Genomic DNA, 25,411 nt, shown 5'->3' on the forward strand with positions numbered 1-25,411 from the left:
GCCGTCCGGTGCCGCTCCTAGAACGGCAGCAGCGGGTCGACGCCCACCGCGAGGAACAGCAGCGAGAGGTAGACGATCGAGCCGTGGAAGACCCGCATCGGCGAGACCTCCCGGCCGCGGATCGCGAGGCTGTAGAGACGGTGGCACTCGGCGACGAACCAGATGCCGGACACGAGTGCGACGCTCGAGTAGAGCAGGCCCATGCCCGCGACGGGGATGAGCAGGAGCGAGGCCGCGACCGTCGCGTACGCGTAGAGGATGACCTGCAGGCCCACCTGCGCGCGGCCGCGCACGACGGCGAGCATCGGGACGCCGGCAGCCTGGTAGTCGTCCTTGTACTTCATCGACAGCGGCCAGTAGTGCGGCGGGGTCCAGAGGAAGATGATGAGGAAGAGGATGAACGGCGCCCAGGTGAGGCTCTCGGTCACCGCAGCCCAGCCGATCAGCACGGGCATGCAGCCGGCCACGCCGCCCCAGACGATGTTCTGCGCCGTGCGCCGCTTCAGGATCAGGCTGTAGAAGACGACGTAGAGCAGGATCGCGGCGAGCGAGAGCAGTGCGGCGAGCCAGTTGGCGAAGACCCAGAGCCAGGCGATGGATGCCGCGCCCAGCGCGTACGCGAAGACCAGCGCCTCGCGGTCGGTGAGCTCGCCGGTGACGAGCGGGCGACCCTTGGTGCGCTTCATGACGCGATCGATGTCGCGGTCGATGTAGCAGTTGAATGCGCCCGCGGAGCCGGCGCTCATCGCACCGCCTATGAGCGTCGCGAGCAGGAGCCAGACGTCGGGCAGGCCGTTCGAGGCGAGGATCATGGTCGGCGCGGTCACCACGAGCAGGAGCTCGATCACGCGAGGCTTGGTGAGTGCGACGTATGCAGCGACCTTGCGTCGCACGTTCGTCGTCCGTCGAGCGTCACGGATGGTCGGCGCGGCCTGCATTGATTCCTCTTCCGGCGCGCGCCGACGAGTCAGGGCGCGCAACCCGTTCGATTCTAGGCCATCCGATCGTCGCCGGACGGACGCGTCAAGCCCCGTCATAGAGTGAGGGTGACTCCATATACTGAACCCAGCGCGCCCGGTGGCGCGGATTCGACGTGCAACTCCACCTGACGCATGACCGGATCGGTCCCGGGCTCCACCGCGCCGTCGCGTTTCCCGGCGGGTCCGGGAGCCGAATGGAGAGGCTCCCCGACTCCGTCACGACCGGAAGGAACCCCAACCCGTGGCAACTCTGCACTGGGACCCCATCGACGATCGCGCGGTCGACACGGCGCGCGTGCTCGCCGCCGACGCCGTGGAGAAGGTCGGCAACGGCCACCCCGGCACGGCGATGAGCCTCGCGCCCGTCGCGTACCTGCTCTTCCAGAAGGTGATGCGCCGTGACCCGGCCGACCACGACTGGCTCGGGCGGGACCGCTTCATCCTCTCGGCGGGCCACAGCTCGCTGACGCAGTACGTCCAGCTCTACCTCGCCGGCGACGGCCTCGAGCTGTCGGACCTCGAGGCGCTCCGCACCTGGGGCTCGAAGACCCCCGGCCACCCCGAGTACGGCCACACGGCCGGCGTCGAGATCACGACCGGTCCGCTCGGGCAGGGCCTGGCATCGGCAGTCGGCTTCGCGTACGCCTCGCGGTACGAGCGCGGCCTGTTCGACCCGGAGGCGCCTGCCGGCGAGAGCCCCTTCGACCACCACGTGTACGTGATCGCCTCCGACGGCGACCTCGAGGAGGGCGTGACGAGCGAGGCCTCGTCGCTCGCGGGCCACCAGCAGCTCGGCAACCTCGTCGTCATCTACGACTCGAACCAGATCTCGATCGAGGACGACACCGACATCGCGTTCACGGAGGACGTCGCGAAGCGGTACGAGGCCTACGGCTGGCACGTGCAGACGGTCGACTGGAAGAAGTCCGGCGACTACGTCGAGGACGTCGCAGAGCTGAACGACGCCATCGAGGCCGCCAGGGCGGAGACCGCCCGGCCGTCGATCATCGTGCTGAAGACGATCATCGGATGGCCTGCGCCCAAGAAGCAGAACACCGGCAAAATCCACGGCTCGGCGCTCGGCGCAGAGGAGCTCGCCGCGACGAAGGAGGTGCTCGGCTTCGACCCCGCGCAGAACTTCGTCGTGGCCGACGACGTCCTCGAGCGCACTCGCGGCAACGCCCGCGACCGCGCCGCCGAATCCAAGCAGGCCTGGCAGGCGTCGTTCGACGCGTGGGCCTCCTCGAACCCGGAGCGCAAGGCGCTGCTCGACCGACTCGAGGCCGGCGAGCTGCCCGACGGGCTCGAGGCGGCCCTCCCGGTGTTCGAGCCCGGCAAGGACGTCTCGACGCGTGCCGCATCGGGCAAGGCGATCAACGCGCTCGCCGCCCACCTCCCCGAGCTCTGGGGCGGATCCGCCGACCTCGCGGAGTCGAACCTGACCACGATCAACGGCGCACCGTCGTTTATCCCGGCCGAGCACTCGACGCACGAGTTCCCCGGCAACCGCTACGGCCGCGTGCTCCACTTCGGCATCCGCGAGCACGCCATGGGCGCCATCCTGAACGGCATCGTCCTGCACGGACCGACGCGCGCCTTCGGCGGCACGTTCCTCATCTTCAGCGACTACATGCGCCCGGCCGTCCGTCTCGCCGCGCTCATGCAGATCCCGTCGATCTTCGTCTGGACGCACGATTCCGTCGCCCTCGGCGAGGACGGCCCGACGCACCAGCCGATCGAGCAGCTGAGCGCGCTGCGCGCGATCCCGCACCTCTCCGTCGTCCGGCCGGCCGATGCGAACGAGACCGCCTGGGCATGGCTCGAGGTCCTCAAGCGTCGCGGCGGCCCCGCGGGCATCGCGCTGACCCGTCAGAACGTGCCCGTGTTCGAGCGCGGCGAGGGCGAGGCATCCGGCGACACGCTCGCTGCGGCCTCGAACGTGGCGAAGGGCGCGTACGTCCTCGCCGAAGCGGCATCGGGCACGCCCGACGTGATCCTCATCGCCACCGGCTCCGAGGTCCAGGTCGCGCTCGCCGCCCGAGACCAGCTCGCCGCCGACGGCGTGTCCGCCCGGGTGGTGTCCGCGCCGAGCCTCGAGTGGTTCGAGGAGCAGCCCGCCGAGTACCGCGAGTCGGTGCTGCCGTCGTCCGTGACCGCGCGAGTCAGCGTCGAGGCGGGGCTCGCCCTCAGCTGGTACCGCTACCTCGGCACGCGCGGCCGCGCCGTGTCCATCGAGCACTTCGGCGCCTCCGCCGACTACAAGACCCTGTTCCGCGAGTTCGGCATCACGCCTGAGCACGTCGTTGCCGCCGCGAAGGAATCGCTCGCGTCGAGCTGACCGAGCACGAAGGAGACATCATCATGAGCACCACCCCCACCGCCGCCCTCTCGCAGGCCGGCGTCAGCATCTGGCTCGACGACCTCTCGCGCGAGCGGATCACCTCGGGCGGCCTCGAGCGGCTCATCGCCGAGCGTGACGTCGTCGGCGTCACCACGAACCCGACGATCTTCGCCGGGGCCCTCGCCAAGGGCGACGCCTACCGCGACCAGGTCGCCGCGCTCGCGGCCGACGGTGCCGACGTCGACCGCGCCGTCTTCGAGATCACCACCGACGACGTGCGCGACGCCGCCGACCACTTCCGTCCGATCTACGACCGCACCGACGGCTACGACGGCCGTGTCTCGATCGAGGTCTCCCCCGACCTCGCGAACGAGACCGACGCGACCATCTCCGAGGCGCACCGCCTCTGGGACAAGGTCGATCGTCCCAACGTCATGATCAAGATCCCCGCCACCAAGGCGGGCCTGCCCGCGATCACCGCGGCGATCGGCGCGGGCATCAGCGTCAACGTGACGCTGATCTTCAGCCTCGACCGGTATCGCGAGGTCATCGACGCCTACCTGACCGGCCTCGAGCAGGCGAAGGCGGCCGGCATCGACCTGTCGACGATCCACTCCGTCGCCTCGTTCTTCGTCTCCCGCGTCGACACCGAGATCGACAAGCGCCTCGAGGAGATCGGCTCGCCCGAGGCGATCGCGCTCAAGGGCCGGGCCGGCGTGGCCAACGCCCGGCTCGCGTACGAGCTCTACCTCCAGCAGTTCGCCGTGCCGCGCGCGGTCGCGCTCCTCGACGCCGGCGCCAACCGGCAGCGCCCACTGTGGGCCTCCACGGGTGTCAAGGACCCCGCACTGCCGGACACGCTCTACGTGACCGAGCTCGTCGCCCACGGTGTCGTGAACACCATGCCCGAGAAGACCCTCGAGGCGACCTTCGACCACGGCGTCATCGAGGGCGACACGGTCACCGGCGCCTTCGCGGAGGCGGGGCGCGTGCTCGACGCCCTCGCCGGCGTGGGCGTCGACTACGACGACGTCACGGAGGTCCTCGAGCGCGAGGGCGTCGACAAGTTCATCGTCTCCTGGAACGAGCTCCTCGACACCGTGCGGACCGCCCTGGAGGCGGCTCGGTGAATGTCCGGATCTCCGTGAGCGGCCCGGCGGCCGACGCGGTGCGCCGCATCGTGCCGCAGCTCGTGGCCGATCGGGTGGCGACGGGCATCACCTCGCTCGACTCGAGCCTGTGGGGGCCCGCTGCCGAGGAGGAGGCCGCGAAGCGGCTCGGCTGGACCGAGGCGATCGCGGTGTCCCGGCCGCTCCTGCCCGAGATCGCCGCGCTCCGCGACGAGCTCCGCGCGCGCGGGATCGACCACGTGGTGCTCGCCGGCATGGGAGGCTCATCCCTGGCTCCCGAGGTCATCGCGCGCACGGACGGCGCAGACCTCACGGTCCTCGATTCGACCGAACCCGGCCAGGTGCGTTCGGCGATCGCCGACCGGCTCCAGCGGACGGTGCTCGTCGTCGCGTCGAAGTCCGGCTCCACCGTCGAGACCGATTCGCAGCGCCGGGCCTATGAGCAGGCCTTCCTCGACGCCGGCATCGACCCCGCGACGCGCATCGTCGTGGTGACGGACCCGGGTTCGCCGCTCGAGGAGTCCGCTCGGGCGGCGGGCTACCGGGTGTTCACAGCGGACCCGACGGTCGGCGGACGCTACTCGGCGCTCACCGCGTTCGGCCTCGTGCCGACGGGCCTAGCCGGCGCGGACCTCGGGGAGCTGCTCGCCGAGGCGGAGGCGATAGAGCTCGCCCTCGCGATCGACTCAGAGGAGAACCCCGGTCTCGTCCTCGGCGCCGCGATCGCCGGCGCCGAACCGCGCAGGGACAAGCTCGCGATCGTGGCGGACGGAACCCACATCGTCGGCTTCGCCGACTGGGCCGAGCAGCTCATCGCCGAGTCGACGGGCAAGGAGGGCACGGGCATCCTGCCCGTCGTCCTGGGCCCGGATGCCCCGGAACTCGAGTCGCGTCCGTCCGACCTGCAGGTCGTGCGCCTCGTCGACGACGCGGGCACCGAGCGCTTCGTGGAGGACTCCGACGGGGACATCCGCGTCTCGGGCACGCTCGGCGCGCAGCTGCTCGCCTGGGAGTACGCGACGGCGGTCGCCGGGCGGCTCCTCGGCATCAACCCGTTCGACCAGCCCGACGTGGAGTCGGCGAAGGTCGCCGCGCGCGGCCTCCTGGAGGCGCGGCCCGAGCCCGATCCGGCCGCGTTCGTCAGCGGGACCATCGAGGTCCGCGGCACGCCCGACGTGATCGGTGCGGCCAGCGACCTGGTCTCCGCGGTCGAGGTGCTCCTCGAGGAGATCCCGGCCGATGGGTACCTCGCCGTCCAGGCCTACGTCGACCGCGTGGCGCACCCCGAGTTCGGCGAGCTCCGCGACCTGCTCGCCGAGCGCAGCGGCCGCCCGGTCACGTTCGGCTGGGGGCCGAGGTTCCTGCACTCCACCGGCCAGTACCACAAGGGCGGACCCGCGCACGGGGCGTTCCTGCAGCTCGTGCAGCGCCCCACCGACGACCTCCCGATCCCCGGTCGGCCGTTCACGTTCGGCGACCTCATCGCCGCCCAGGCCTCCGGCGACGCCTCCGTCCTCGCCGAGCACGGCCGGCCGGTCCTCACACTGACCCTGTCCGATCCGAGCGCCGACCTGCGGTCGCTGCGCGCGGCCATCGACTGATCCAGGAGCACCCATGCATCCGGTCGAGATCACGGCGACGCACAATCCGTTGCGGTCGCCCAAGGACTACCGCCTGAACCGGATCGCCGGTCCGTCGAGCCTCATCATCTTCGGCGTCACCGGCGACCTCTCCCGCAAGAAGCTCATGCCCGCGGTCTACGACCTCGCGAACCGGGGGCTGCTGCCCCCGGGCTTCGCGCTCGTCGGCTTCGCGCGGCGCGACTGGGAGGACCAGGACTTCGCCGAGGTCGTGCACGACTCGGTGAAGAAGTACGCCCGCACCGAGTTCCGCGAGGACGTCTGGAAACAGCTCTCCCGCGGCATCCGCTTCGTCCAGGGCACCTTCGACGACGACGAGGCGTTCGCGCGCCTCCGACGCACCGTCGAGGACCTGGACCGCGAGCGGGGCACCATGGGCAACCACGCGTTCTACCTGTCGATCCCCCCGAAGTCCTTCCCGCAGGTGACCGAGCAGCTCAAGCGCTCCGGCCTGACGGAGCAGAAGGGCGACCAGTGGCGGCGAGTCGTCATCGAGAAGCCGTTCGGGTCCGACCTGAAGACCGCGATCGAACTGAACGACGTCGTCGCGTCGGTCTTCCCACCCGACTCGGTCTTCCGGATCGACCACTACCTCGGCAAGGAGACGGTCCAGAACATCCTCGCGCTGCGGTTCGCCAACCAGCTCTACGAGCCCATCTGGAACGCCAACTTCGTCGACCACGTGCAGATCACGATGGCCGAGGACATCGGCGTCGGCGGCCGTGCCGGCTACTACGACGGCATCGGTGCGGCGCGGGACGTCATCCAGAACCACCTGCTCCAGCTGCTCGCGCTCACCGCGATGGAGGAGCCCATCTCGTTCGACGCAGCCGACCTCCGCGCGGAGAAGGAGAAGATCCTCCGCGCGGTGCGACTGCCGTCGGATCTCGCCACGGCGACCGCGCGCGGACAGTACTCGGGCGGATGGCAGGGCGGCGAGAAGGTCACCGGCTTCCTCGACGAGGACGGGATGAATCCCGAGTCGACCACCGAGACCTATGCGGCGATGAAGCTGCTCATCGGCACGCGTCGGTGGGCCGGCGTCCCGTTCTACCTCCGAGCGGGCAAGCGCCTCGGTCGCCGGGTCACCGAGATCGCGGTCGTCTTCAAGCGCGCGCCCCAGCAGGTGTTCGCCGACAGCCAGACGTCGCAGCTCGGCCAGAACGCGCTGGTGATCCGCGTGCAGCCGGACGAGGGCGTGACCATCCGGTTCGGCTCCAAGGTGCCCGGCGCGGGCATGCAGGTCCGCGACGTGACGATGGACTTCGGCTACGGGCACGCGTTCACGGAAGCCAGTCCCGAGGCGTACGAACGACTCATCCTCGACGTGCTCCTCGGCGACCCGCCCCTCTTCCCCAGGCAGGAGGAGGTCGAACTCTCCTGGAAGATCCTCGACCCGATCGAGGAGTTCTGGGCCACCCAGGGTCGGCCCGAGCAGTACAAGCCCGGTTCGTGGGGCCCGGCCTCGGCCGACGAGCTCCTCGCCCGCGACGGACGCACCTGGAGGCGCCCATGATCTTCGAACTGCCCGACACCACCACGAGCCAGATCTCGAAGACGCTCGTGAAGATCCGCGAGGAGGGCGGCGTCGTCGCCTTGGGCCGCGTCCTCACCCTCGTCATCGCGACCACGCACGGCGCCGAGGAGGAGGCGATCGAGGCGGCGAACGACGCATCCCGGGAGCATCCGATGCGCGTCATCGTGGTCTCGACCGCGGACCAGGGCGACCCCGCCGTCAGCCGACTGGACGCGGAGATCCGCGTGGGCGGCGACGCGGGGGCGAGCGAGGTCGTCATCCTCAGGGCGAGCGGAGACGCCGCCCAGGACGAGCAGGGTCTCGTGATGGGGCTCCTCCTGCCGGACGCCCCGGTGGTCACCTGGTGGCCCGGCAGGGCGCCCGAGGTCCCCGGCGACTCGCCCCTCGGCAGGATCGCCCAGCGACGCATCACCGACGCATCCATGCAACCCGACCCGCAGGCCGCCCTCGACGCGCTGGCTGCGAGCTACCGGCCCGGCGACGCCGACTTCGCGTGGACGAGGCTCACGCTGTGGCGGGCGCAGCTCGCCGCCGTGCTCGACCAGCCACCGTACGAGTCGGTCACCACGGTGCAGGTGACCGGGTCGATCGACTCCCCGTCGACGACGCTCCTCGCCGCGTGGCTGTCCATGCAGCTCGGAGCATCGACGAACTGCGCGCTGACCGGGCTCGAGCACGGTTCCCACGGCATCCGAGGCGTCTCGCTCGGCCGGGCGACCGGCACGATCGAGCTCGTCAGGGACCTGCCCGGCGTCGCCACGCTGCGTCAGCCCGGCCAACCCGTGCACGACGTCGCACTCCCGCGCCGCAGCCTGCGTGACTGCCTCGCCGACGAACTGCGCCGCCTCGATCCCGACGAACTGTACGGTGAGGTGATCACCCGGGGACTCGGCCTGCTCCCCGACCACAGGACCCCTGCGAGCGAAGGAGCCACCGCATGACGAACGAGCGGCGCGTACTCGTCCACCCCGACAAGGACACCCTCGCCGGGGCGGTCGCCGCTCGCTTCATCACCAAGGTCCTCGACCTGCTCGATGCGCAGGAGACGGTCCACGTGGTGCTCACCGGAGGTTCGATGGGCGGGTCCGTGCTCGAGGCGGTCCGTGCCTCGCCTGCGCACAAGTCCGTCGACTGGCAGCGCGTCCACTTCTGGTGGGGCGACGAGCGCTGGGTTCCCGCGGGCGACGACGAGCGCAACGACCGGCAGTCGCGCGTCGCGCTCCTCGACGCGCTGCAGCTGCCCGCCGGGCACATCCACCCGTTCCCGGCGTCGGATTCCGGGCTCTCGCTCGACGAGGCGGCCGACGCCTACACGTCGGAGCTCGCCGAATACGGGGCCGAGGGCTACCCGCATCCGGTGTTCGACATCGTGTTCCTCGGCGTCGGACCCGACGGCCACATCGCCTCGCTGTTCCCGCACCGGTCGGGAATCCAGGTCGTGGACCGACCGGTGATCGCCGTCCGCGACTCGCCGAAGCCGCCGCCCGAGCGCCTGAGCCTCACGCGCCCGGTCATCAACGCCGCTCAGCGCGTCTGGCTGGTGCTCGCCGGCGCCGACAAGGCGTCTGCCCTCGGCCTCGCGCTCGCCGGCGCGAGCCGCGACGAGGTGCCCGTCGCAGGCATCAAGGGCCGTCGACGCACCGTCTTCTTCGTCGATCGGGATGCCGCGGCCGAGGTCCCCGACGCGCTCATCGCGCGCGACTACTGAGTCGGCACGACGACCGTTCCGCCGGCTCCACACGACGAAGGGCCGCCCGACAGGGCGGCCCTTCGTCGTATCCGGCGTCCGGGTATTCAGTCGTTTGCTGCGGTGCCGCGACGGGCGCGCAGCTGCTGCAGCGCCTCCTCGAGGAGGGCGGCCGCCTCCTCTTCGCTGCGACGCTCCTTCACGTACGCGAGGTGCGTCTTGTACGGCTCGAGCTTCGCCACGGCGGGAGGGTTGTCCTTGTCGCGGCCGGCGGGAAGGCCGGTCGAGGGGCTGTCGATGACGTCCGGGATCTCCTCCTCGGGCACGTTGGCCGCGAAGTGCCGCACGGTCTCGTTGCCCTGGGCGTCCCAGTAGCTCACGGCGATGCGCTCGGCGTGGAATCCACGGTCCTGCTCGCCCATCGGACCCGAACCGACCCGCGAACCGCGGATCGCGCTGTTTCCAGAAACCACGTCTCCTCCGTCAGATTCCGGCGTCGAACTTGGTGATGAGGCCGAGCACCACGATGCACGCCACCCAGACCAGTCCGAGGATGATCGTGATGCGGTTGAGGTTGCGCTCCGCGACCCCGGACGCACCGAGGTTCGAGGTGACGCCGCCGCCGAACATGTCGGACAGTCCGCCGCCGCGGCCCTTGTGCAGCAGGATCAGGAGCGTGAGCAGGATGCTCGTGAGGCCGAGCAGCACCTGCAGGACGACCTGGAGAATCTCCACGGTGAAACCTTTCCGGGCATGACCGGGTATGTCGATGCCGCCTGTCGAGTATAGCCGCAGCGCCGTCCTGCGAACGCGCACTGGCGCGGCCGGACGGCGCTGCGGCGGAGTCTGGGGCGTTCGGCTCAGGCCCCGACGTGCTTCTTGAAGCGGACGATGCTCGAGAACTCGTCGAGGTCGAGGCTGGCACCTCCGACGAGCGCGCCGTCGACGTCGGGCTCCCGCATGAAGGCCGCGATGTTGGCCGCCTTCACGGAGCCGCCGTACAGGATGCGCGTCGACGCCGCGAGCTCGGCACCGGCGATCTCGGCGAGCACGCCGCGGAGGGCCGCGGCGACCTGCTGCGCCTGCTCGGGCGTGGCCGCCTGGCCCGACCCGATCGCCCAGACGGGCTCGTAGGCGACGACGAGGCCCTTCGACACGTCGACGCCCTCCAGTGCACCGCGGAGCTGCGCCACGGGCACGGCGCTCGCACCGTGCTGCTCGAGGTCTTCGGCGGTCTCGCCGACGCACAGCACCGGCACGAGCGCGTGACGGTGCGCGGCGACGACCTTCGCGTTCACGACGTCGTCGGTCTCCGCGTGCATGGTGCGGCGCTCCGAGTGGCCGATGATGACGTACGCGCAGTCGAGCTTCGCCAGGAAGGCGCCCGAGACCTCGCCGGTGTAGGCGCCCGAGTCCTTGGCCGAGAGGTCCTGCGCGCCGTACTTCACGGGCAGGTCGTCGGCCGAGACGAGGGTCTGCACCGACCGCAGGTCGGTGAAGGGCGGGAAGACCGCGACCTCGGCGTCGGCGAAGTCGTGCTTGGCGTCTGAGAGGTTCCACGCGAGCTTCTGCACGAACGCGATCGCCTGCAGGTGATCGAGGTTCATCTTCCAGTTGCCCGCGATGAACGGGGTGCGGGTCACTGCCATCCGAGGACCTCCAGTCCGGGGAGCTTCTTGCCTTCGAGGAATTCCAGGCTCGCGCCGCCGCCCGTCGAGATGTGCCCGAACGCGGACTCGTCGAACCCGAGCTGGCGGACCGCGGCCGCCGAATCGCCGCCGCCGACGACGCTGAGCCCGTCGATGCCGGTGAGGGCGGATGCCACGGTGCGCGTGCCCTCGGCGAAGGGAGCGAGCTCGAACACGCCCATCGGGCCGTTCCAGAACACCGTCTTCGCACCGCGGATGCGCTCGGCGAACGCGGCGGCCGTCTCCGGCCCGATGTCGAGGCCGAGGCCGGAAGCGCCGAACGGCGTCTCCTCGATGGCGTCGGCCGCGGCGACCTCGTGGTCGGCATCGGCGGAGAACGACGCGGCGACGACGACGTCGGTCGGCAGGACGATGTCGACGCCGCGCTCCGCCGCTGCGGCCAGGTACCCCTTCACGGTGTCGATCTGATCGGCCTCGAGGAGGCTCGAACCCACCTTGTGGCCCTGGGCCGCGAGGAAGGTGAACAGCATGCCGCCGCCGATGAGGAGCGCGTCGACCCGCGGAAGGAGGTGCTCGATGACGCCGAGCTTGTCGGAGACCTTCGAACCGCCGAGCACGACCACGTAGGGCCGCTCCGGGTTCTCGGTGAGGCGGTCGAGCACGTCGAGCTCGGCGGCGATGAGCCTGCCCGCCGCGCTCGGGCGGAGCTGCTCGAGCTCGTACACGCTCGCCTGCTTGCGGTGGACGACGCCGAAGCCGTCGGAGACGACGGCATCGGCGAACTCGGCGAGCCGACCCGCGAACGCGGTGCGCTCGGCCTCGTTCTTGCTCGTCTCGCCCGGGTTGAACCGGAGGTTCTCGAGCACGAGCACCTCGCCGTCGCCGAGGGCGGCCACCTTCGCCGCCGCATCCTCGCCGACCGTGTCGGTCGCGAACGCGACCGGGGCATCGAGCACCTCGCCGAGGCGGACCGCCACCGGCTCGAGGCTGTACTTCGGGTCGGGCGCGCCCTCGGGGCGGCCCAGGTGGGAGATCACGATCACCTTGGCGCCCTGTTCGACGAGCGCGGCGAGCGTGGGGACCGACGCGCGCACGCGGCCGTCGTCCGTGATGACTCCGTCCTTCAGGGGGACGTTGAGATCGCAGCGGACGACGACACGCGTGCCGGCGAGCGGACCCAGGGAATCGATGGTCCTGAGGGTCACGTCAGCTCGATTCAGAGTCGCTCTGCGACGTACTCGGTCAGGTCGACCAACCGGTTCGAGTAGCCCCACTCGTTGTCGTACCACGACGAGAGCTTCACCTGGTCGCCCAGGACCCGCAGCAGGCCGGAATCGAAGATCGACGAATGCGGGTCGGTGACGATGTCGCTCGACACGATCGGGTCCTCGGTGTACTTGAGGATGCCCTTCATCGGGCCCTCGGCTGCCTTCTTGTAGGCGGCCTTGACCTCGTCGACCGTGACCGGGCGCGACGACGTCACGGTGAGGTCCGTGATCGAGCCGGTGGGCACGGGAACCCGCAGCGCGAAGCCGTCGAGCTTGCCGACGAGCTCGGGCAGCACGAGGCCGATGGCCTTGGCCGCACCGGTCGAGGTCGGGACGATGTTGACGGCGGCGGCGCGTGCGCGGCGGAGGTCCTTGTGCGGGCCGTCCTGCAGGTTCTGGTCGGCCGTGTACGCGTGGACGGTCGTCATCAGGCCGCGCTCGATGCCGAACTCGTCGTTGAAGACCTTCGCGAGCGGTGCGAGGCAGTTCGTGGTGCACGACGCGTTCGAGATGATGTGGTGCGTGTCGGGGTCGTACGAGTCCTCGTTCACGCCCATCACGAACGTGGCGTCCTCGTCGGTCGCGGGCGCCGAGATGAGGACCTTCTTCGCGCCGGCGTCGAGGTGCTTGCGCGCATCTGCGGCCTTGGTGAAGAAGCCGGTCGACTCGATGACGATGTCGACGCCGAGGTCGCCCCAGGGCAGGTTCGCGGGGTCGCGCTCCGCGAACGCCCTGATCGCCTTGCCGTCGACGATGAGGTTGTCGTCGTCGTACTCGACCGAGACGTCGAGGCGCCCGGTGATCGAGTCGTACTTCAGCAGGTGCGCGAGGGTCTTGTTGTCGGTGAGGTCGTTCACCGCGACGATCTCGAGGTCCGCGCCCTGCGCGAGCGCGGCGCGGAAGTAGTTGCGGCCGATGCGGCCGAAGCCGTTGATGCCGATCTTTACGGACACAGGAATCTCCCCTGTAGGTACGGGCGCGATCGCGCCTTCGAGATGGATCTGACCGGACGGCGGTGTCCCCGGACGGCGCCCGGGGACACCATCCGCTATGACAGTAGCAGCAGGCCTGAGGTCTTCTCAGTGGCGGCCTGCAAGCGCTGCTGGACGTTCTCCCAGCTCACGATGTTCCAGAACGCCTTCACGTAGTCGGCGCGCGCGTTCCGGTAGTCGAGGTAGTACGCGTGCTCCCACACGTCCAGCATCAGCAGCGGGACGACGCCCGCCGGGAAGTTCGCCTGCTGGTCGAAGAACTGGACGATGATCAGGCGCTGCCCGATCGAGTCCCAGGCGAGCACGGCCCAGCCCGAGCCCTGCACGCCGAGCGCGGTCGCCGTGAAGTGCGCCTGGAACTTGTCGAACGAGCCGAAGTGGTCGTCGATCGCCGCGGCGAGCTCACCGGTCGGCTTGTCGCCGCCGTCGGGCGACATGTTGGTCCAGAAGATCGAGTGGTTGACGTGGCCGCCGAGGTTGAACGCGAGGTCCTTCTCGAGCTTGTTCACGTTGGCCAGGTTGCCGGAGTCGCGCGCCTCGGCGAGCTGGGCGAGCGCCGTGTTCGCACCGGTCACGTAGGCCTGGTGGTGCTTCGAGTGGTGCAACTCCATGATCGTGCCGCTGATCGACGGCTCGAGCGCCGCGTAATCGTAGGCGAGCTCAGGGAGGGTGTAGTCAGCCATTGCTTCTCCTTGTCAGCAGCCGGGTGAACCGGACGTCTGCCCGGGGACCGCGGCGTTCTCGATCCTATGCCCGTGGTCGGGCCGGATGACGGGGGTTGACGGCGTTCGGGCGCCGATCGGGCGCCGTTCAGACGTCGTCGAGGTCGGGCGGGAGGTTCGCCTCGGTGCCCGGCACGCCGAGTTCGACCGCGCGCTTGTCGGCCATCGCGAGCAGTCGACGGATGCGCCCCGCGACCGCGTCCTTCGTCAGCGGCGGGTCGGCGTGGTGGCCGAGCTCGTCGAGGCTCGCGTCGCGGTGCGCCAGGCGCAGGTCGCCGGCGTACTTCAGGTGGTCGGGGATCTCGTCGCCGAGGATCTCCATGGCCCGCTCGACCCGGGCGCAGGCCGCGACGGCCGCCTGGGCGGAACGCCGGAGGTTCGCGTCGTCGAAGTTCACGAGCCGGTTCGCCGTCGCCCGGACCTCCCGTCGCTGGCGGAGCTCCTCCCAGTTCCGGACCGTCTCCTCGGCGCCCATCAGTGCGAGCATCGCGCTGATCGCCTCGCCGTCGCGGATCACGACCCGGTGCACGCCGCGCACCTCACGGGCCTTCGCGGAGACGCCGAGCCGCCCGGCCGCCCCCACGAGCGCCATCGCCGTCTCTCCGCCGGGGCAGGTCACCTCGAGCGCTGCAGACCGGCCGGGGTCGGTGAGGCTCCCCCGGGCCAGGAACGCGCCGCGCCACACGGCCGCCACCTCGTCGCGCGAACCGGTCGTCAGCTTGTTGGGGAGTCCGCGCACGGGGCGGCGGCGCGCGTCGAGGAGCCCGGTCTGACGCGCGAGCGTCTCGCCGCCGTCGAGCACGCGCACGAGGTACTGGTTCGTCCGGCGCAGGCCGGATGCGGAGATCACCGAGACGTCGGGCCGGACGCCGTAGAGCTCGCCGAGGTCGCGGGTCACCCTGCGCGCGATCGACGGCGCGTCGAGCTCGGCCTCGATGGCGATCCGGCTCGAGATGATGTGGAGTCCCCCGGCGAATCGGAGCACGGATGCCAGCTCCGCGGCTCGAACCGAGGTCCGGGCGACCTCGACCTTCGCCAGCTCCTCTTTCACCTCAGCGGTCAGGGCCACGTGGTCGTCCTCTCTGTGCTGCGTCGGCGCCGTCGGCGCCGGTTCATTCCCGTCCGAGATCGCGGTGCTTCACGCTCACCGCGAGCCCGGGGATCGATCTCAGTCGCGCCGCGAGCTCGCGCACCAGGGCCACGGAGCGGTGCTTCCCGCCGGTGCAGCCGAGCGCGATGGTCGCGTGGCGCTTGTTCTCGCGTTGGTAGCCCTCGAGGACCGGGCGGAGCGCCGCGACGTACGCGTCGAGGAACTCACGCGCTCCGGGCTGGCCGAGCACGAACTCGGCGACCTCGGGGTCCTCGCCCGTGTGGGCGCGCAGCTCCGGCTCCCAGAACGGATTCGGAAGGAATCGCGCGTCGGCGACGAGGTCCGCGTCCGGCGGCAGGCCGTACTTGAACCCGAAGCTCTGGACGATCACGCGCAGGCCCGGGCGGTTCTCCTCGGCGAAGGTCTCGGTGACGAGGGTCGCGAGCTGGTGGATGTTGAGGTCGGAGCTGTCGACGATGATGTCGCTCGATTCGCGCACCTCCGCGAGCCGTGTGCGTTCGGCGGCGATCCCGTCGAGCAGCGTTCCGTCGCCCTGCAGCGGGTGCGGTCGGCGCACCGACTCGAACCGGCGTACGAGGACCGCGTCGTTCGCGTCGAGGAAGACGACGCGGACGTCCACCTTGTCGCGGAGCGACTCGACCATCTCCTGCAGCTCCGAGAAGAACGTGCCTCCCCGGATGTCGACGACCGCGGCGATCCGCGGAAGCGATGCTCCCGCTCGCTGGGCGAGCTCGACGAGGGGGCGGAGCATCTGGGGCGGGAGGTTGTCGACGACGTACCAGCCGAGATCCTCGAGTGCGTCGGCGACGGTGGAGCGTCCTGCTCCCGACATCCCCGTGACGATGAGCATCTCCTGGCGATCGCCGTCGGTCATCTCGCTCGGCGCTCCCTTCCTGCGTTCCCCCGGTGGTCCAGCCTAGTCGGCGGCGGAGCGGTGCGATCCCTCCAGGTGCGAGCGGATCGCCGATGCGAGGCTCGGGCCGATGCCCGGGACCTCGGCGATCGCCGCCTCGTCGGCCCCGCGGAGACGCGCGACCGAGCCGAAGTGCTTGAGCAGCGCCTTGACACGGGCGGGGCCGAGCCCGGGAACCTCGGAGAGGACCGTCGTGATGTCGCGCTTGCGGCGCTGCCGCTGGTGGGTGATCGCGAAGCGATGCGCCTCGTCGCGGATGCGCTGGAAGAGGAAGAGTGCGTCGCTGTTGCGGGGAAGGATCACCGGGTAGTCGGAATCCGGGGTCCAGATCTCCTCGAGGCGCTTGGCGATGCCGCAGAGGTAGACGCCGCCGACCCCGGACTCGCGGAGGGCCCGCTCGGCCGCGGCGACCTGCGGCTGCCCTCCGTCGACGACGAGCAGGTTCGGCCGGTACGCGAACTTGGCGCGACGCGGCGAAACCACGGCCTCGCCGTCGTCGACGGGCGGGTCGAGCGCCTCCGCGCCGTCGCCGCCGACCGGGGCGTCGGCCGCGGCATCCGCCCCGTTCGCGTCATCGGGTGATGCGAGGTACGCGAGACGACGCGTGAGCACCTGCTGGATCGAGTCGGTGTCGTCGGTGGTGCTCGGGATCGTGAAGCGACGGTACTCGTCCTTGCGCGGCAGTCCGTCCTCGAAGACGACCATCGACGCGACGACGTTCGTGCCGCTCAGGTGCGAGACGTCGAAGCACTCGATGCGAAGCGGCGCATCGGCCATGCCGAGCGCTTCCTGGATGTCCTCGAGCGCACGGGAGCGCGCCGTGAAGTCGGCGCTCCGCCGCGTCTTGTACAGCATGAGCGTCTGGCGTGCGTTCTGGGTCGCCGTGTCGAGGAGCGCCGCCTTGTCGCCCCGGCGGGCGGCACGCAGACGCACCTTCCGGCTGCCGAGCGCCGCGAGCCAGCCCTCGAGCGCCTCGGCGTCGTCGGGCAGCGCCGGGACGACGACCTCTGCCGGCGGACGGATGTCATCGCCGTACGCGTTCTGCACCACCGAGTCGACGAGATCGCCGAGGCTCATGTCGAGCTCGGTGTCGACCGTCCAGGAACGCACGCCCCGGATCCGGCCGCCGCGGACCATGAAGAGGTGCACAGCCGCCGCCAGCTCGTCGTGGTCGATGCCGAACACGTCGACGTCCACGTGTTCGCGCAGGACGACCGCGCTCTTCTCGAAGAACGACTCCGCCGCCTGCAACTCGTCGCGCCGTCGCGCCGCGGTCTCGTAGTCCTGCACCGCCGCGGCGGCCCGCATCTGCTGCGTGAGGTCGGTGATGATGCGGCGGTCCTGGTTCTGCATGAACGCCACGAACCGGTCGACGTTCGCCCGATGCTCCGCGATCGTGACCCGACCCGAGCACGGGCCGAAGCACCGCCCGATCTGGCCGGCGAAGCAGGGCTTGCCGGTCTGGATCGCCCTCTTGTAGTCGGAGTCCTTGCAGGTGCGGATCGGGAAGAGCTTCAGGAGCAGGTCCAGCGTCTCGTTGACCGCCCACACCTTCGGGTACGGGCCGAAGTACCTGGCACCGGGGATACCGCGGCGCCGGGTGACGATCGCGCGCGGCGCCTCGTCGGCGAGCGTCACCGCGAGGTACGGGTACGACTTGTCGTCGCGGTACTTGACGTTGAACGGCGGATCGAACTCCTTGATCCACGTGTACTCGAGCTGGAGCGCCTCGATGTCGTTGCCGACCACGGTCCACTCGACCGACGCCGCGGTCGTGACCATGCGGCGGGTGCGCTCGTGGAGGGTGTGCAGCGGGGCGAAGTAGTTCGACAGCCGGGCGCGGAGGTTCATGGCCTTGCCGACGTAGAGCACGCGTCGGTCGGCGTCGCGGAACCGGTAGACGCCCGGACGGGTCGGGATCTCCCCCGGCCGCGGACGGTACGGGACGGTGTCGGCCATGTTCAGCTGGCGGCGACCGCCGGGCCGGCGGCGGCCTCGAAGATCTCGCGCAGGAAGTACCCCGTGTGGCTCTCGTGGACCTCGGCGACCTGCTCCGGCGTGCCCGTCGCGACGACCTGGCCACCGCCCGACCCGCCCTCCGGCCCGAGGTCGATGATCCAGTCGGCGGACTTGATGACGTCGAGGCTGTGCTCGATGACGATGACGGTGTTGCCCTTCTCGACGAGCTTGCCGAGCACCTTCAGGAGCTTCCGCACGTCTTCGAAGTGCAGGCCGGTCGTGGGCTCGTCGAGCACGTACACGCTGCGCCCGTTCGACCGGCGCTGGAGCTCCGTGGCGAGCTTCACCCGCTGCGCCTCGCCGCCGGAGAGCGTCGTCGCGCTCTGACCGAGCTGCACGTAGCCCAGGCCGACGTCGACGAGCGTCTTGAGGTAGCGGTGGATCGCCGAGATCGGCTCGAAGAACTCGGCCGCCTCGCTGATCGGCATCTCGAGCACCTCGGCGATGTTCCGGCCCTTGTAGTGCACCTGCAGCGTCTCGCGGTTGTAGCGCTTGCCGCCGCAGACCTCGCACGCGACGTACACGTCGGGGAGGAAGTTCATCTCGATCTTGATCGTGCCGTCACCCGAGCACGCCTCGCAGCGGCCGCCCTTGACGTTGAAGCTGAACCGGCCCGGCAGGTAGCCGCGGGCCTTGGCCTCGGCGGTCTCGGAGAACAGCGTGCGGATGCGGTCGAAGACGCCCGTGTAGGTCGCCGGGTTCGATCGCGGGGTGCGGCCGATCGGGGCCTGGTCGACGTGGACCACCTTGTCGAGGTGCTCGAGGCCGCTGACCCGACGATGCTTGCCGGGGACCTTGCGCGCCCCGTTCAGTCGATTGGCGAGCACCCGGTACAGGATGTCGTTCACGAGCGACGACTTGCCCGACCCGCTCACGCCCGTGACCGCCGTGAAGGTCCCGAGCGGGAACTCGACGTCGACGCCGCGGAGATTGTTCGCCTGTGCTCCCTCGACCCGGATCACCCGCGAGGGATCGACCGGACGACGCGTCGGCGGGATCGGGATCTCCTTGCGCCCGGCGAGGTAGTCGCCGGTGAGCGACTCGGTGTTCTTCATCAGGTCGGCATAGCTGCCGCTGTGCACGACCGTGCCGCCGTGCACGCCCGCCCCGGGTCCGATGTCGACGATCCAGTCGGCCGTGCGGATCGTGTCCTCGTCATGCTCGACGACGATCAGCGTGTTGCCGAGGTCGCGGAGGGCGACGAGGGTGTCGATCAGCCTGCGGTTGTCTCGCTGGTGCAGGCCGATGCTCGGCTCGTCGAGCACGTACAGCACGCCCGTGAGACCCGACCCGATCTGGGTCGCGAGCCGGATGCGCTGCGCCTCGCCGCCGGAGAGGGTGCCCGCGGCCCGGGCGAGGTCGAGGTAGCTGAGCCCGACGCGGATGAGGAAGTCGAGTCGGAGCTTGATCTCGCGGAGCACCTGCGCCGCGATCGCCTGCTCGCGGTCGGTCAGCTCGAGGCGGTCCATGAACGCGCGCGCGTCGTGCAGGCTGAGTCGGCACACGTCGGCGATCGAGGCGTCGTGGACGAGGACCGCGAGCACCTCGGGCTTCAGCCGGTCGCCGCGGCACACCGGGCAGGGGATCTCGCGGAGGTACTCGGCCCAGCGCGCGCGCTGCACGTCGGTCTCGGCCTGGAGGTACTGGCGTTCGATGTAGGGCACGACCCCCTCGAAGCCCGAGGTGTAGCTCATCTCGCGCCCGTACCGGTTGCGCCAGCGCACTCGCACCTCGAAGTTGTCGCCGCGCAGGACCGCGTGGCGGGCGTCTGCGTCGAGGTCCTCCCACGGCGTGTCGAGCGAGAAGCCGAGGTCGCGAGCCAGTCCGTCGAGGAGCTTCTCGTAGTAGTTGTAGAGGCTCTTGCCCTGCGAGGTCCACGGCAGGATCACGCCCTCGGCGATGCTGAGCGTCGGGTCGCCGAGAAGGAGCTCCTCGTCGACCGACATGCGCGTGCCGAGCCCGGAGCACTCGGGGCACGCACCGAAGGGCGCGTTGAACGAGAAGGTCCGCGGCTCGATCTCGGTGAGCGCGATCGGGTGCTGGTTGGGGCAGCTGAGCTTCTCGGAGAACGTCTGCCACGCGGCATCGCCCTCGCGGTCGACGTAGTTCACCTGGACCACGCCGTCGGTCAGCCGCAGGGCCGTCTCGAGCGAATCGGTGAGTCGACCCAGGAGGTCATCGGATGCCACGAGCCGATCGATCACGACGGAGATGTCGTGCTTGACCTGCTTCTTCAGCTTCGGAGCCTCGTCGAGGCGGATCAGCTCGCCGTCGACGACCGCGCGGGAGTACCCCTGCCCGGAGAGCTCGCGGAAGAGGTCGACGAACTCGCCCTTCTTCTGCGAGACGACGGGGCTCAGCACCTGGAACCGAGTGCCGGTCTCGAGCTCCATCAGTCGATCCGCGATCTGCTGCACGGTCTGGCGCTGGATCCGCTCGCCGCAGACCGGGCAGTGCGGCACGCCGATGCGCGCCCAGAGCAGTCGCATGTAGTCGTAGATCTCGGTGATCGTGCCGACCGTCGATCGCGGATTGCGGTTCGTCGACTTCTGGTCGATCGAGACCGCCGGGCTCAGGCCCTCGATGAAGTCGACGTCGGGCCGATCGACCTGGCCGAGGAACTGCCGCGCGTACGCGGAGAGCGACTCGACGTATCGACGCTGGCCCTCGGCGAAGATCGTGTCGAATGCGAGCGACGACTTGCCCGAGCCCGAGAGACCGGTGAACACGACCATCGCATCCCGTGGGATCTCGACATCGACGTCGCGCAGGTTGTGGACGCGTGCCCCGCGGACACTCAGGCGCGAATGGGCATCGAGACGTGAAACTGGCACCCTACGAGTCTACGAACGGCCTCCGACACCGACGCCGCGCGTGCACCTGCTGAGAGCGAACACACGTTCGATCGACGGGTCGACTCGGCGCTCCGGCCCCGGCGCGGCAGGTCAGCCGAGGTGCCCCGCCTTCTCCATCTGGCGGAGTTCCCGCTTCAGCTCGGAGACCTCGTCGCGCAGTCGTGCGGCGAGCTCGAACTTCAGCTCGCCGGCGGCCTCGAGCATCTGGTCGTTGAGGTCGCGGATGAGCTCCTCGAGGTCGTTCGCCCCCGCAGCGGCGATGCCATCGCGCTTGATCGGCACCGGCGAGGTCTTCCGCCCGTCGCGACCGGCGAGGAGCGCGGCCGTGTCGGCCTCCTCCCGCGCGAGCACCTCGGTGATGTCGGCGATCCGCTTGCGGAGCGGCGTCGGGTCGATCGCGTTGACGCGGTTGTACTCGAGCTGCTTGTCGCGACGCCGATTGGTCTCCTCGATCGCGAGCTGCATCGAGTCGGTCATCACGTCGGCGTACATGTGGACCTGGCCCGAGACGTTGCGTGCCGCGCGCCCGATCGTCTGGATGAGCGAGGTCGAGGAGCGCAGGAACCCCTCCTTGTCGGCGTCGAGGATCGCGACGAGCGAGACCTCGGGCAGGTCGAGTCCCTCGCGGAGGAGGTTGATGCCCACGAGCACGTCGTAGACGCCCGCCCGCAGCTCGGTCAGCAGCTCGACGCGGCGGAGCGTGTCGACGTCGGAGTGGAGGTAGCGCACGCGGACGCCCGCCTCGGTGAGGAAGTCGGTGAGCTCCTCCGCCATGCGCTTGGTGAGCGTCGTGACGAGCACGCGCTCGTCGCGCTCGGCGCGCGCCCGGATCTCCTCGAGCAGGTCGTCGATCTGCCCCTTCGTGGGCTTCACGACGATCTCGGGGTCGACGAGACCGGTCGGACGGATGATCTGCTCGACCACGCCGTCGGCGATGCCCATCTCGTACCGGCCGGGCGTCGCCGACAGGTACACGGTCTGCCCGACGCGGTCCTTGAACTCGTCCCACTTCAACGGCCGGTTGTCGAGTGCGCTCGGCAGGCGGAACCCGTGCTCGACCAGCGTGCGCTTGCGCGAGGCGTCGCCCTCGTACATCGCGCCGATCTGCGGCACGGTCACGTGCGACTCGTCGATCACGACCAGGAGGTCGTCGGGGAAGTAGTCGAGGAGGCAGTGCGGCGCCTCGCCCGGCGCCCGCCCGTCGATGTGCCGCGAGTAGTTCTCGATGCCCGAGCAGAAGCCGATCTGCTCCATCATCTCGAGGTCGAACGTCGTCCGCATGCGCAGTCGCTGCGCCTCGAGCAGCTTGCCCTCGCGTTCGAGCTCCTGGAGTCGTTCGTCGAGCTCGTCGCGGATCGTCCCGATGGCCCGCTGCATGACGTCGACGCTCGCCACGTAGTGCGAGGCCGGGAACACGGGCACCGCGTCGAGCTTCGCCACGACGGTTCCCGTGAGCGGATGCAGGCTGTGCAGCGCCTCGACCTCGTCGCCGAACATCTCGATCCGGATCGCGTGCTCCTCGTAGACCGGGATGATCTCGATCGTGTCGCCGCGCACGCGGAAGGTGCCCCGTGAGAAGTCGACGTCGTTGCGCTGGTACTGCATCGACACGAACTTCCGGATGAGCCAGTCGCGGTCGACGCGCTGGCCGACCTGCAGCGGCATCATCGCGCTGAGGTACTCCTCGGGCGTGCCGAGGCCGTAGATGCACGAGACGGTCGACACCACGACCACGTCGCGGCGACTGAGCAGCGAGTTCGTCGTCGAGTGCCGGAGCCGCTCGACCTCGGCGTTGATCGAGGAGTCCTTCTCGATGAACGTGTCCGTCTGCGGCACGTACGCCTCGGGCTGGTAGTAGTCGTAGTACGAGACGAAGTACTCGACCGCGTTGTTCGGCATGAGCTCGCGGAACTCGTTGGCGAGCTGGGCCGCGAGGGTCTTGTTGTGGGCGAGCACGAGCGTCGGCCGCTGCACCTGTTCGATCAACCACGCCGTCGTCGCGGACTTGCCGGTGCCGGTCGCGCCGAGCAGCACCACGTCGGTCTCGCCGGCGTTGATCCGGGCCGCCAGGTCGGCGATCGCCTTCGGCTGGTCTCCGCTCGGGGCGTAGTCGCTGACGACCTCGAACGGGCGCACGGAACGGGTGGACTGCATGGATTCCAGTCTAGGTTCGGCAACCGACACCGCGGCCCGAGAAGGCCCGACCCCCGCGCCGACCGGCTCAGCCGTGGTTCGCGTGCCGTGTTCGCTCGATGTCCACCCACAGGGCATCGGCCTGGCTCATGGTGTGCGCGATCGTGCCCCCGGTGTCGATGACGACATCCGCCACGGCACGTCGTTCGGCATCACCGACCTGCGCGTCGACGCGGGCCTCCGCCTGGATCGGATCGAGGCCGCGCTCCTCCACGAGGCGCTTGACCTGTGCGCGCTTCGGCGCGCTCGTGACGACCACGAGGTCGAACGGATGGTCGACCTGGGCCTCGACGAGGAGTGGGACGTCGTACACGATCACCGCGTCGGGGTCCTCCTGCTCGGCCTTGGCGATGAGTCTCCCGGACAGCTCTCGCACCGCCGGGTGCACGATCGCGTTCAGCCGCGTGCGCGCCTCGTCATCGCCGAACACGATCTCGCCGAGCCGCTGACGATCGAGGGTGCCGTCCGAACGGAGCACGTCCTCGCCGAACTCGTCGACGATCGCCTGAAGACACGTCGTTCCCGGCTCGACCACGCGTCGGGCGAGCTGGTCCGCGTCGAGGTGGATGGCGCCGTGCTCGACGAGCCGGCGCGCAACAGTGGACTTGCCCGACGCGATGCCGCCGGTGAGGCCGATCAGATACACACGCCCACTCTATTGGTGACGGTGCTCCTCCCGGACACGGGACCTCCCGGACACGGGAGGCGGAACAGGTCGGAACGCCGGAAGGCCGGCCCCCGAGGGGACCGGCCTTCCGTATGCCGTTCGAACAGCGCGAGGCTGTGCGATGCGACTAGTTGCTCGAGAGCTTCTCGCGCAGCGCCGCCAGCGAGGCGTCGTCGGCGAGGGTGCCCGCACCGGCGGTCTCGCTCGAGAACGACGAGGCGCCCGCCGAGAACGAGTCGTCCGAAGCCTGCGCCGTGAGCGAGGCCGCGACCTGCTTCTTGTGCGCCTCCCAGCGAGCCTGGGCGGCAGCGTACTCCTGCTCCCACTTCTCGCGCTGGGCCTCGAAGCCCTCGCGCCACTCGTTGGTCTCCGGGTCGAAGCCCTCGGGGTACTTGTAGTTGCCCTGCTCGTCGTACTCGGTGAGCATGCCGTAGAGCGCCGGGTCGAACTCGGTGCCCTCGGGGTCGACGCCCTCGTTCGCCTGCTTGAGCGACAGCGAGATGCGGCGACGCTCGAGGTCGATGTCGATGACCTTGACGAAGACCTCTTCGCCGACCGACACGACCTGCTCGGCGAGCTCGACGTGACGGCCCGACAGCTCCGAGATGTGCACGAGGCCCTCGATGCCGTCCGCGACGCGGACGAACGCGCCGAACGGGACGAGCTTCGTGACCTTGCCCGGGGTGACCTGGCCGATCGCGTGCGTGCGCGCGAAGACCTGCCACGGGTCCTCCTGGGTCGCCTTCAGCGACAGCGAGACGCGCTCGCGGTCGAGCTCGACGGAGAGCACCTCGACGGTGACCTCCTGGCCGACCTCGACGACCTCGGACGCGTGCTCGATGTGCTTCCACGAGAGCTCCGAGACGTGGACGAGACCGTCGACGCCACCGAGGTCGACGAACGCACCGAAGTTGACGATCGACGAGATGACACCCTTGCGGATCTGGCCCGGGTGGAGGTTCTGCAGGAAGGTCGAGCGCGACTCGGACTGGGTCTGCTCGAGGAGGGCGCGACGCGACAGGACCACGTTGTTGCGGTTCTTGTCGAGCTCGAGGATCTTCGCCTCGATCTCCTGGCCGAGGTACGGCGTGAGGTCGCGGACGCGGCGCAGCTCGATGAGCGAGGCCGGGAGGAAGCCGCGGAGGCCGATGTCGACGATGAGGCCGCCCTTGACGACCTCGATGACCGAGCCGGTGACGACGCCGTCGTTCTCCTTGATCTTCTCCACGTCGCCCCACGCGCGCTCGTACTGCGCGCGCTTCTTCGACAGGATCAGACGGCCTTCCTTGTCCTCCTTCTGGAGAACGAGGGCCTCGACGGAGTCGCCGACCTCGACGACCTCGCTGGGGTCGACGTCGTGCTTGATGGAAAGTTCGCGGGAGGGGATGACACCCTCCGTCTTGTAGCCGACGTCGAGGAGGACCTCGTCGCGGTCGATCTTCACGACGGTGCCCTCGATGAGGTCGCCGTCGTTGAAGAACTTGAGCGTCTTCTCGACCGCGGCGAGGAAATCGTCAGCAGATCCGATGTCGTTGATCGCGACCTGCTTGGGCGCCTTGGTCGTTGCGGTTGTCATGTAGTGGATGCTCCGAATGGACAATATCGGGCCCGACGCGGAAAGAGCGTTGTCTTTGGTGGTCCGCGACGGGCAGGCGGACAGGATTGTCACACGAGTGACAGTCCATCCTAGCCGTGCGCGGAGGCATG

General features: G+C 69.8%; 20 protein-coding genes. 6 read left to right on the top strand and 14 right to left on the bottom strand.

Annotated features, from left to right (window positions below; all coding sequences use genetic code 11):
• Window positions 1-17 precede the first annotated feature (17 nt).
• Complete coding sequence (locus ACFVHK_RS11415; RefSeq protein WP_376928913.1) at window positions 18-938, bottom strand: heme o synthase; 921 nt, start codon at window positions 936-938, stop codon at window positions 18-20.
• A 283-nt stretch (window positions 939-1,221) separates the two neighbouring features.
• Here ACFVHK_RS11415 and tkt point away from each other — a divergent pair, with 283 nt between their 5' ends.
• The 6 genes from tkt to pgl are packed head-to-tail and all read left to right on the top strand — an operon-like array spanning window position 1,222 to window position 9,336.
• Window positions 1,222-3,318: a transketolase gene (tkt, locus tag ACFVHK_RS11420; RefSeq protein WP_376928914.1), complete on the top strand. Its 2,097-nt coding sequence runs from the start codon at window positions 1,222-1,224 to the stop codon at window positions 3,316-3,318.
• Window positions 3,319-3,341: 23 nt separating this feature from the next.
• Window positions 3,342-4,451, top strand: a complete 1,110-nt coding sequence (tal, locus tag ACFVHK_RS11425; RefSeq protein WP_376928915.1) for a transaldolase — start codon at window positions 3,342-3,344, stop codon at window positions 4,449-4,451.
• On the top strand, window positions 4,448-6,052 hold the full coding sequence (locus ACFVHK_RS11430; protein ID WP_376928916.1) for a glucose-6-phosphate isomerase: 1,605 nt from the start codon (window positions 4,448-4,450) through the stop codon (window positions 6,050-6,052). The genes tal and ACFVHK_RS11430 overlap by 4 nt, the downstream gene beginning before the upstream one ends.
• Window positions 6,053-6,065: 13 nt before the next feature.
• Window positions 6,066-7,607 carry a glucose-6-phosphate dehydrogenase gene (zwf, locus tag ACFVHK_RS11435; RefSeq protein WP_376928917.1) on the top strand — a complete coding sequence of 514 codons (1,542 nt, stop codon included), beginning with the start codon at window positions 6,066-6,068 and terminating at the stop codon, window positions 7,605-7,607.
• Window positions 7,604-8,569 carry a glucose-6-phosphate dehydrogenase assembly protein OpcA gene (locus tag ACFVHK_RS11440; RefSeq protein WP_376928918.1) on the top strand — a complete coding sequence of 322 codons (966 nt, stop codon included), beginning with the start codon at window positions 7,604-7,606 and terminating at the stop codon, window positions 8,567-8,569. The genes zwf and ACFVHK_RS11440 overlap by 4 nt, the downstream gene beginning before the upstream one ends.
• Window positions 8,566-9,336 (top strand): 6-phosphogluconolactonase, encoded by a 771-nt coding sequence (pgl, locus tag ACFVHK_RS11445; RefSeq protein WP_376928919.1) that lies wholly within the window; start codon window positions 8,566-8,568, stop codon window positions 9,334-9,336. The genes ACFVHK_RS11440 and pgl overlap by 4 nt, the downstream gene beginning before the upstream one ends.
• An 86-nt stretch (window positions 9,337-9,422) precedes the next feature.
• On the opposite strand, the gene ACFVHK_RS11450 is transcribed toward pgl, so the two are convergent.
• The 13 genes from ACFVHK_RS11450 to rpsA form a co-directional block, all read right to left on the bottom strand.
• Window positions 9,423-9,788: an RNA polymerase-binding protein RbpA gene (locus ACFVHK_RS11450; protein WP_376928920.1), complete on the bottom strand. Its 366-nt coding sequence runs from the start codon at window positions 9,786-9,788 to the stop codon at window positions 9,423-9,425.
• A gap of 10 nt (window positions 9,789-9,798) precedes the next feature.
• Window positions 9,799-10,050: a preprotein translocase subunit SecG gene (gene secG / locus ACFVHK_RS11455; RefSeq protein WP_376928921.1), complete on the bottom strand. Its 252-nt coding sequence runs from the start codon at window positions 10,048-10,050 to the stop codon at window positions 9,799-9,801.
• A 125-nt stretch (window positions 10,051-10,175) separates the two neighbouring features.
• Window positions 10,176-10,964 (bottom strand): triose-phosphate isomerase, encoded by a 789-nt coding sequence (tpiA, locus tag ACFVHK_RS11460; protein ID WP_376928922.1) that lies wholly within the window; start codon window positions 10,962-10,964, stop codon window positions 10,176-10,178.
• Window positions 10,955-12,169, bottom strand: a complete 1,215-nt coding sequence (locus ACFVHK_RS11465; protein ID WP_376928923.1) for a phosphoglycerate kinase — start codon at window positions 12,167-12,169, stop codon at window positions 10,955-10,957. The genes tpiA and ACFVHK_RS11465 overlap by 10 nt, the downstream gene beginning before the upstream one ends.
• Window positions 12,170-12,180: 11 nt before the next feature.
• Entirely contained in the window at window positions 12,181-13,185 is a 1,005-nt protein-coding gene (gap, locus tag ACFVHK_RS11470) for a type I glyceraldehyde-3-phosphate dehydrogenase (protein WP_129233016.1), read from the bottom strand.
• Window positions 13,186-13,280: 95 nt separating this feature from the next.
• Window positions 13,281-13,907, bottom strand: a complete 627-nt coding sequence (locus ACFVHK_RS11475; protein WP_376928924.1) for a superoxide dismutase — start codon at window positions 13,905-13,907, stop codon at window positions 13,281-13,283.
• A 127-nt stretch (window positions 13,908-14,034) separates the two neighbouring features.
• Window positions 14,035-15,015, bottom strand: coding sequence for a DNA-binding protein WhiA (gene whiA / locus ACFVHK_RS11480; RefSeq protein WP_376928925.1), 981 nt, complete (start codon window positions 15,013-15,015; stop codon window positions 14,035-14,037).
• 43 nt (window positions 15,016-15,058) lie between these two features.
• Entirely contained in the window at window positions 15,059-15,931 is an 873-nt protein-coding gene (gene rapZ, locus ACFVHK_RS11485; protein WP_376928926.1) for an RNase adapter RapZ, read from the bottom strand.
• Between the two features lie 42 nt (window positions 15,932-15,973).
• Window positions 15,974-17,929 (bottom strand): excinuclease ABC subunit UvrC, encoded by a 1,956-nt coding sequence (uvrC, locus tag ACFVHK_RS11490; protein WP_376928927.1) that lies wholly within the window; start codon window positions 17,927-17,929, stop codon window positions 15,974-15,976.
• 2 nt (window positions 17,930-17,931) lie between these two features.
• Window positions 17,932-20,823, bottom strand: a complete 2,892-nt coding sequence (uvrA, locus tag ACFVHK_RS11495) for an excinuclease ABC subunit UvrA (RefSeq protein ID WP_376928928.1) — start codon at window positions 20,821-20,823, stop codon at window positions 17,932-17,934.
• A gap of 111 nt (window positions 20,824-20,934) precedes the next feature.
• Window positions 20,935-22,998 (bottom strand): excinuclease ABC subunit UvrB, encoded by a 2,064-nt coding sequence (uvrB, locus tag ACFVHK_RS11500; protein ID WP_376928929.1) that lies wholly within the window; start codon window positions 22,996-22,998, stop codon window positions 20,935-20,937.
• A gap of 67 nt (window positions 22,999-23,065) precedes the next feature.
• Window positions 23,066-23,683 (bottom strand): dephospho-CoA kinase, encoded by a 618-nt coding sequence (gene coaE / locus ACFVHK_RS11505; protein ID WP_376928930.1) that lies wholly within the window; start codon window positions 23,681-23,683, stop codon window positions 23,066-23,068.
• A gap of 148 nt (window positions 23,684-23,831) precedes the next feature.
• Window positions 23,832-25,280: a 30S ribosomal protein S1 gene (gene rpsA, locus ACFVHK_RS11510; protein ID WP_129233926.1), complete on the bottom strand. Its 1,449-nt coding sequence runs from the start codon at window positions 25,278-25,280 to the stop codon at window positions 23,832-23,834.
• Window positions 25,281-25,411: the final 131 nt, after the last annotated feature.

The organism is Agromyces binzhouensis (assembly GCF_042672355.1).
In the GTDB taxonomy this organism is placed as follows: domain Bacteria; phylum Actinomycetota; class Actinomycetes; order Actinomycetales; family Microbacteriaceae; genus Agromyces; species Agromyces binzhouensis.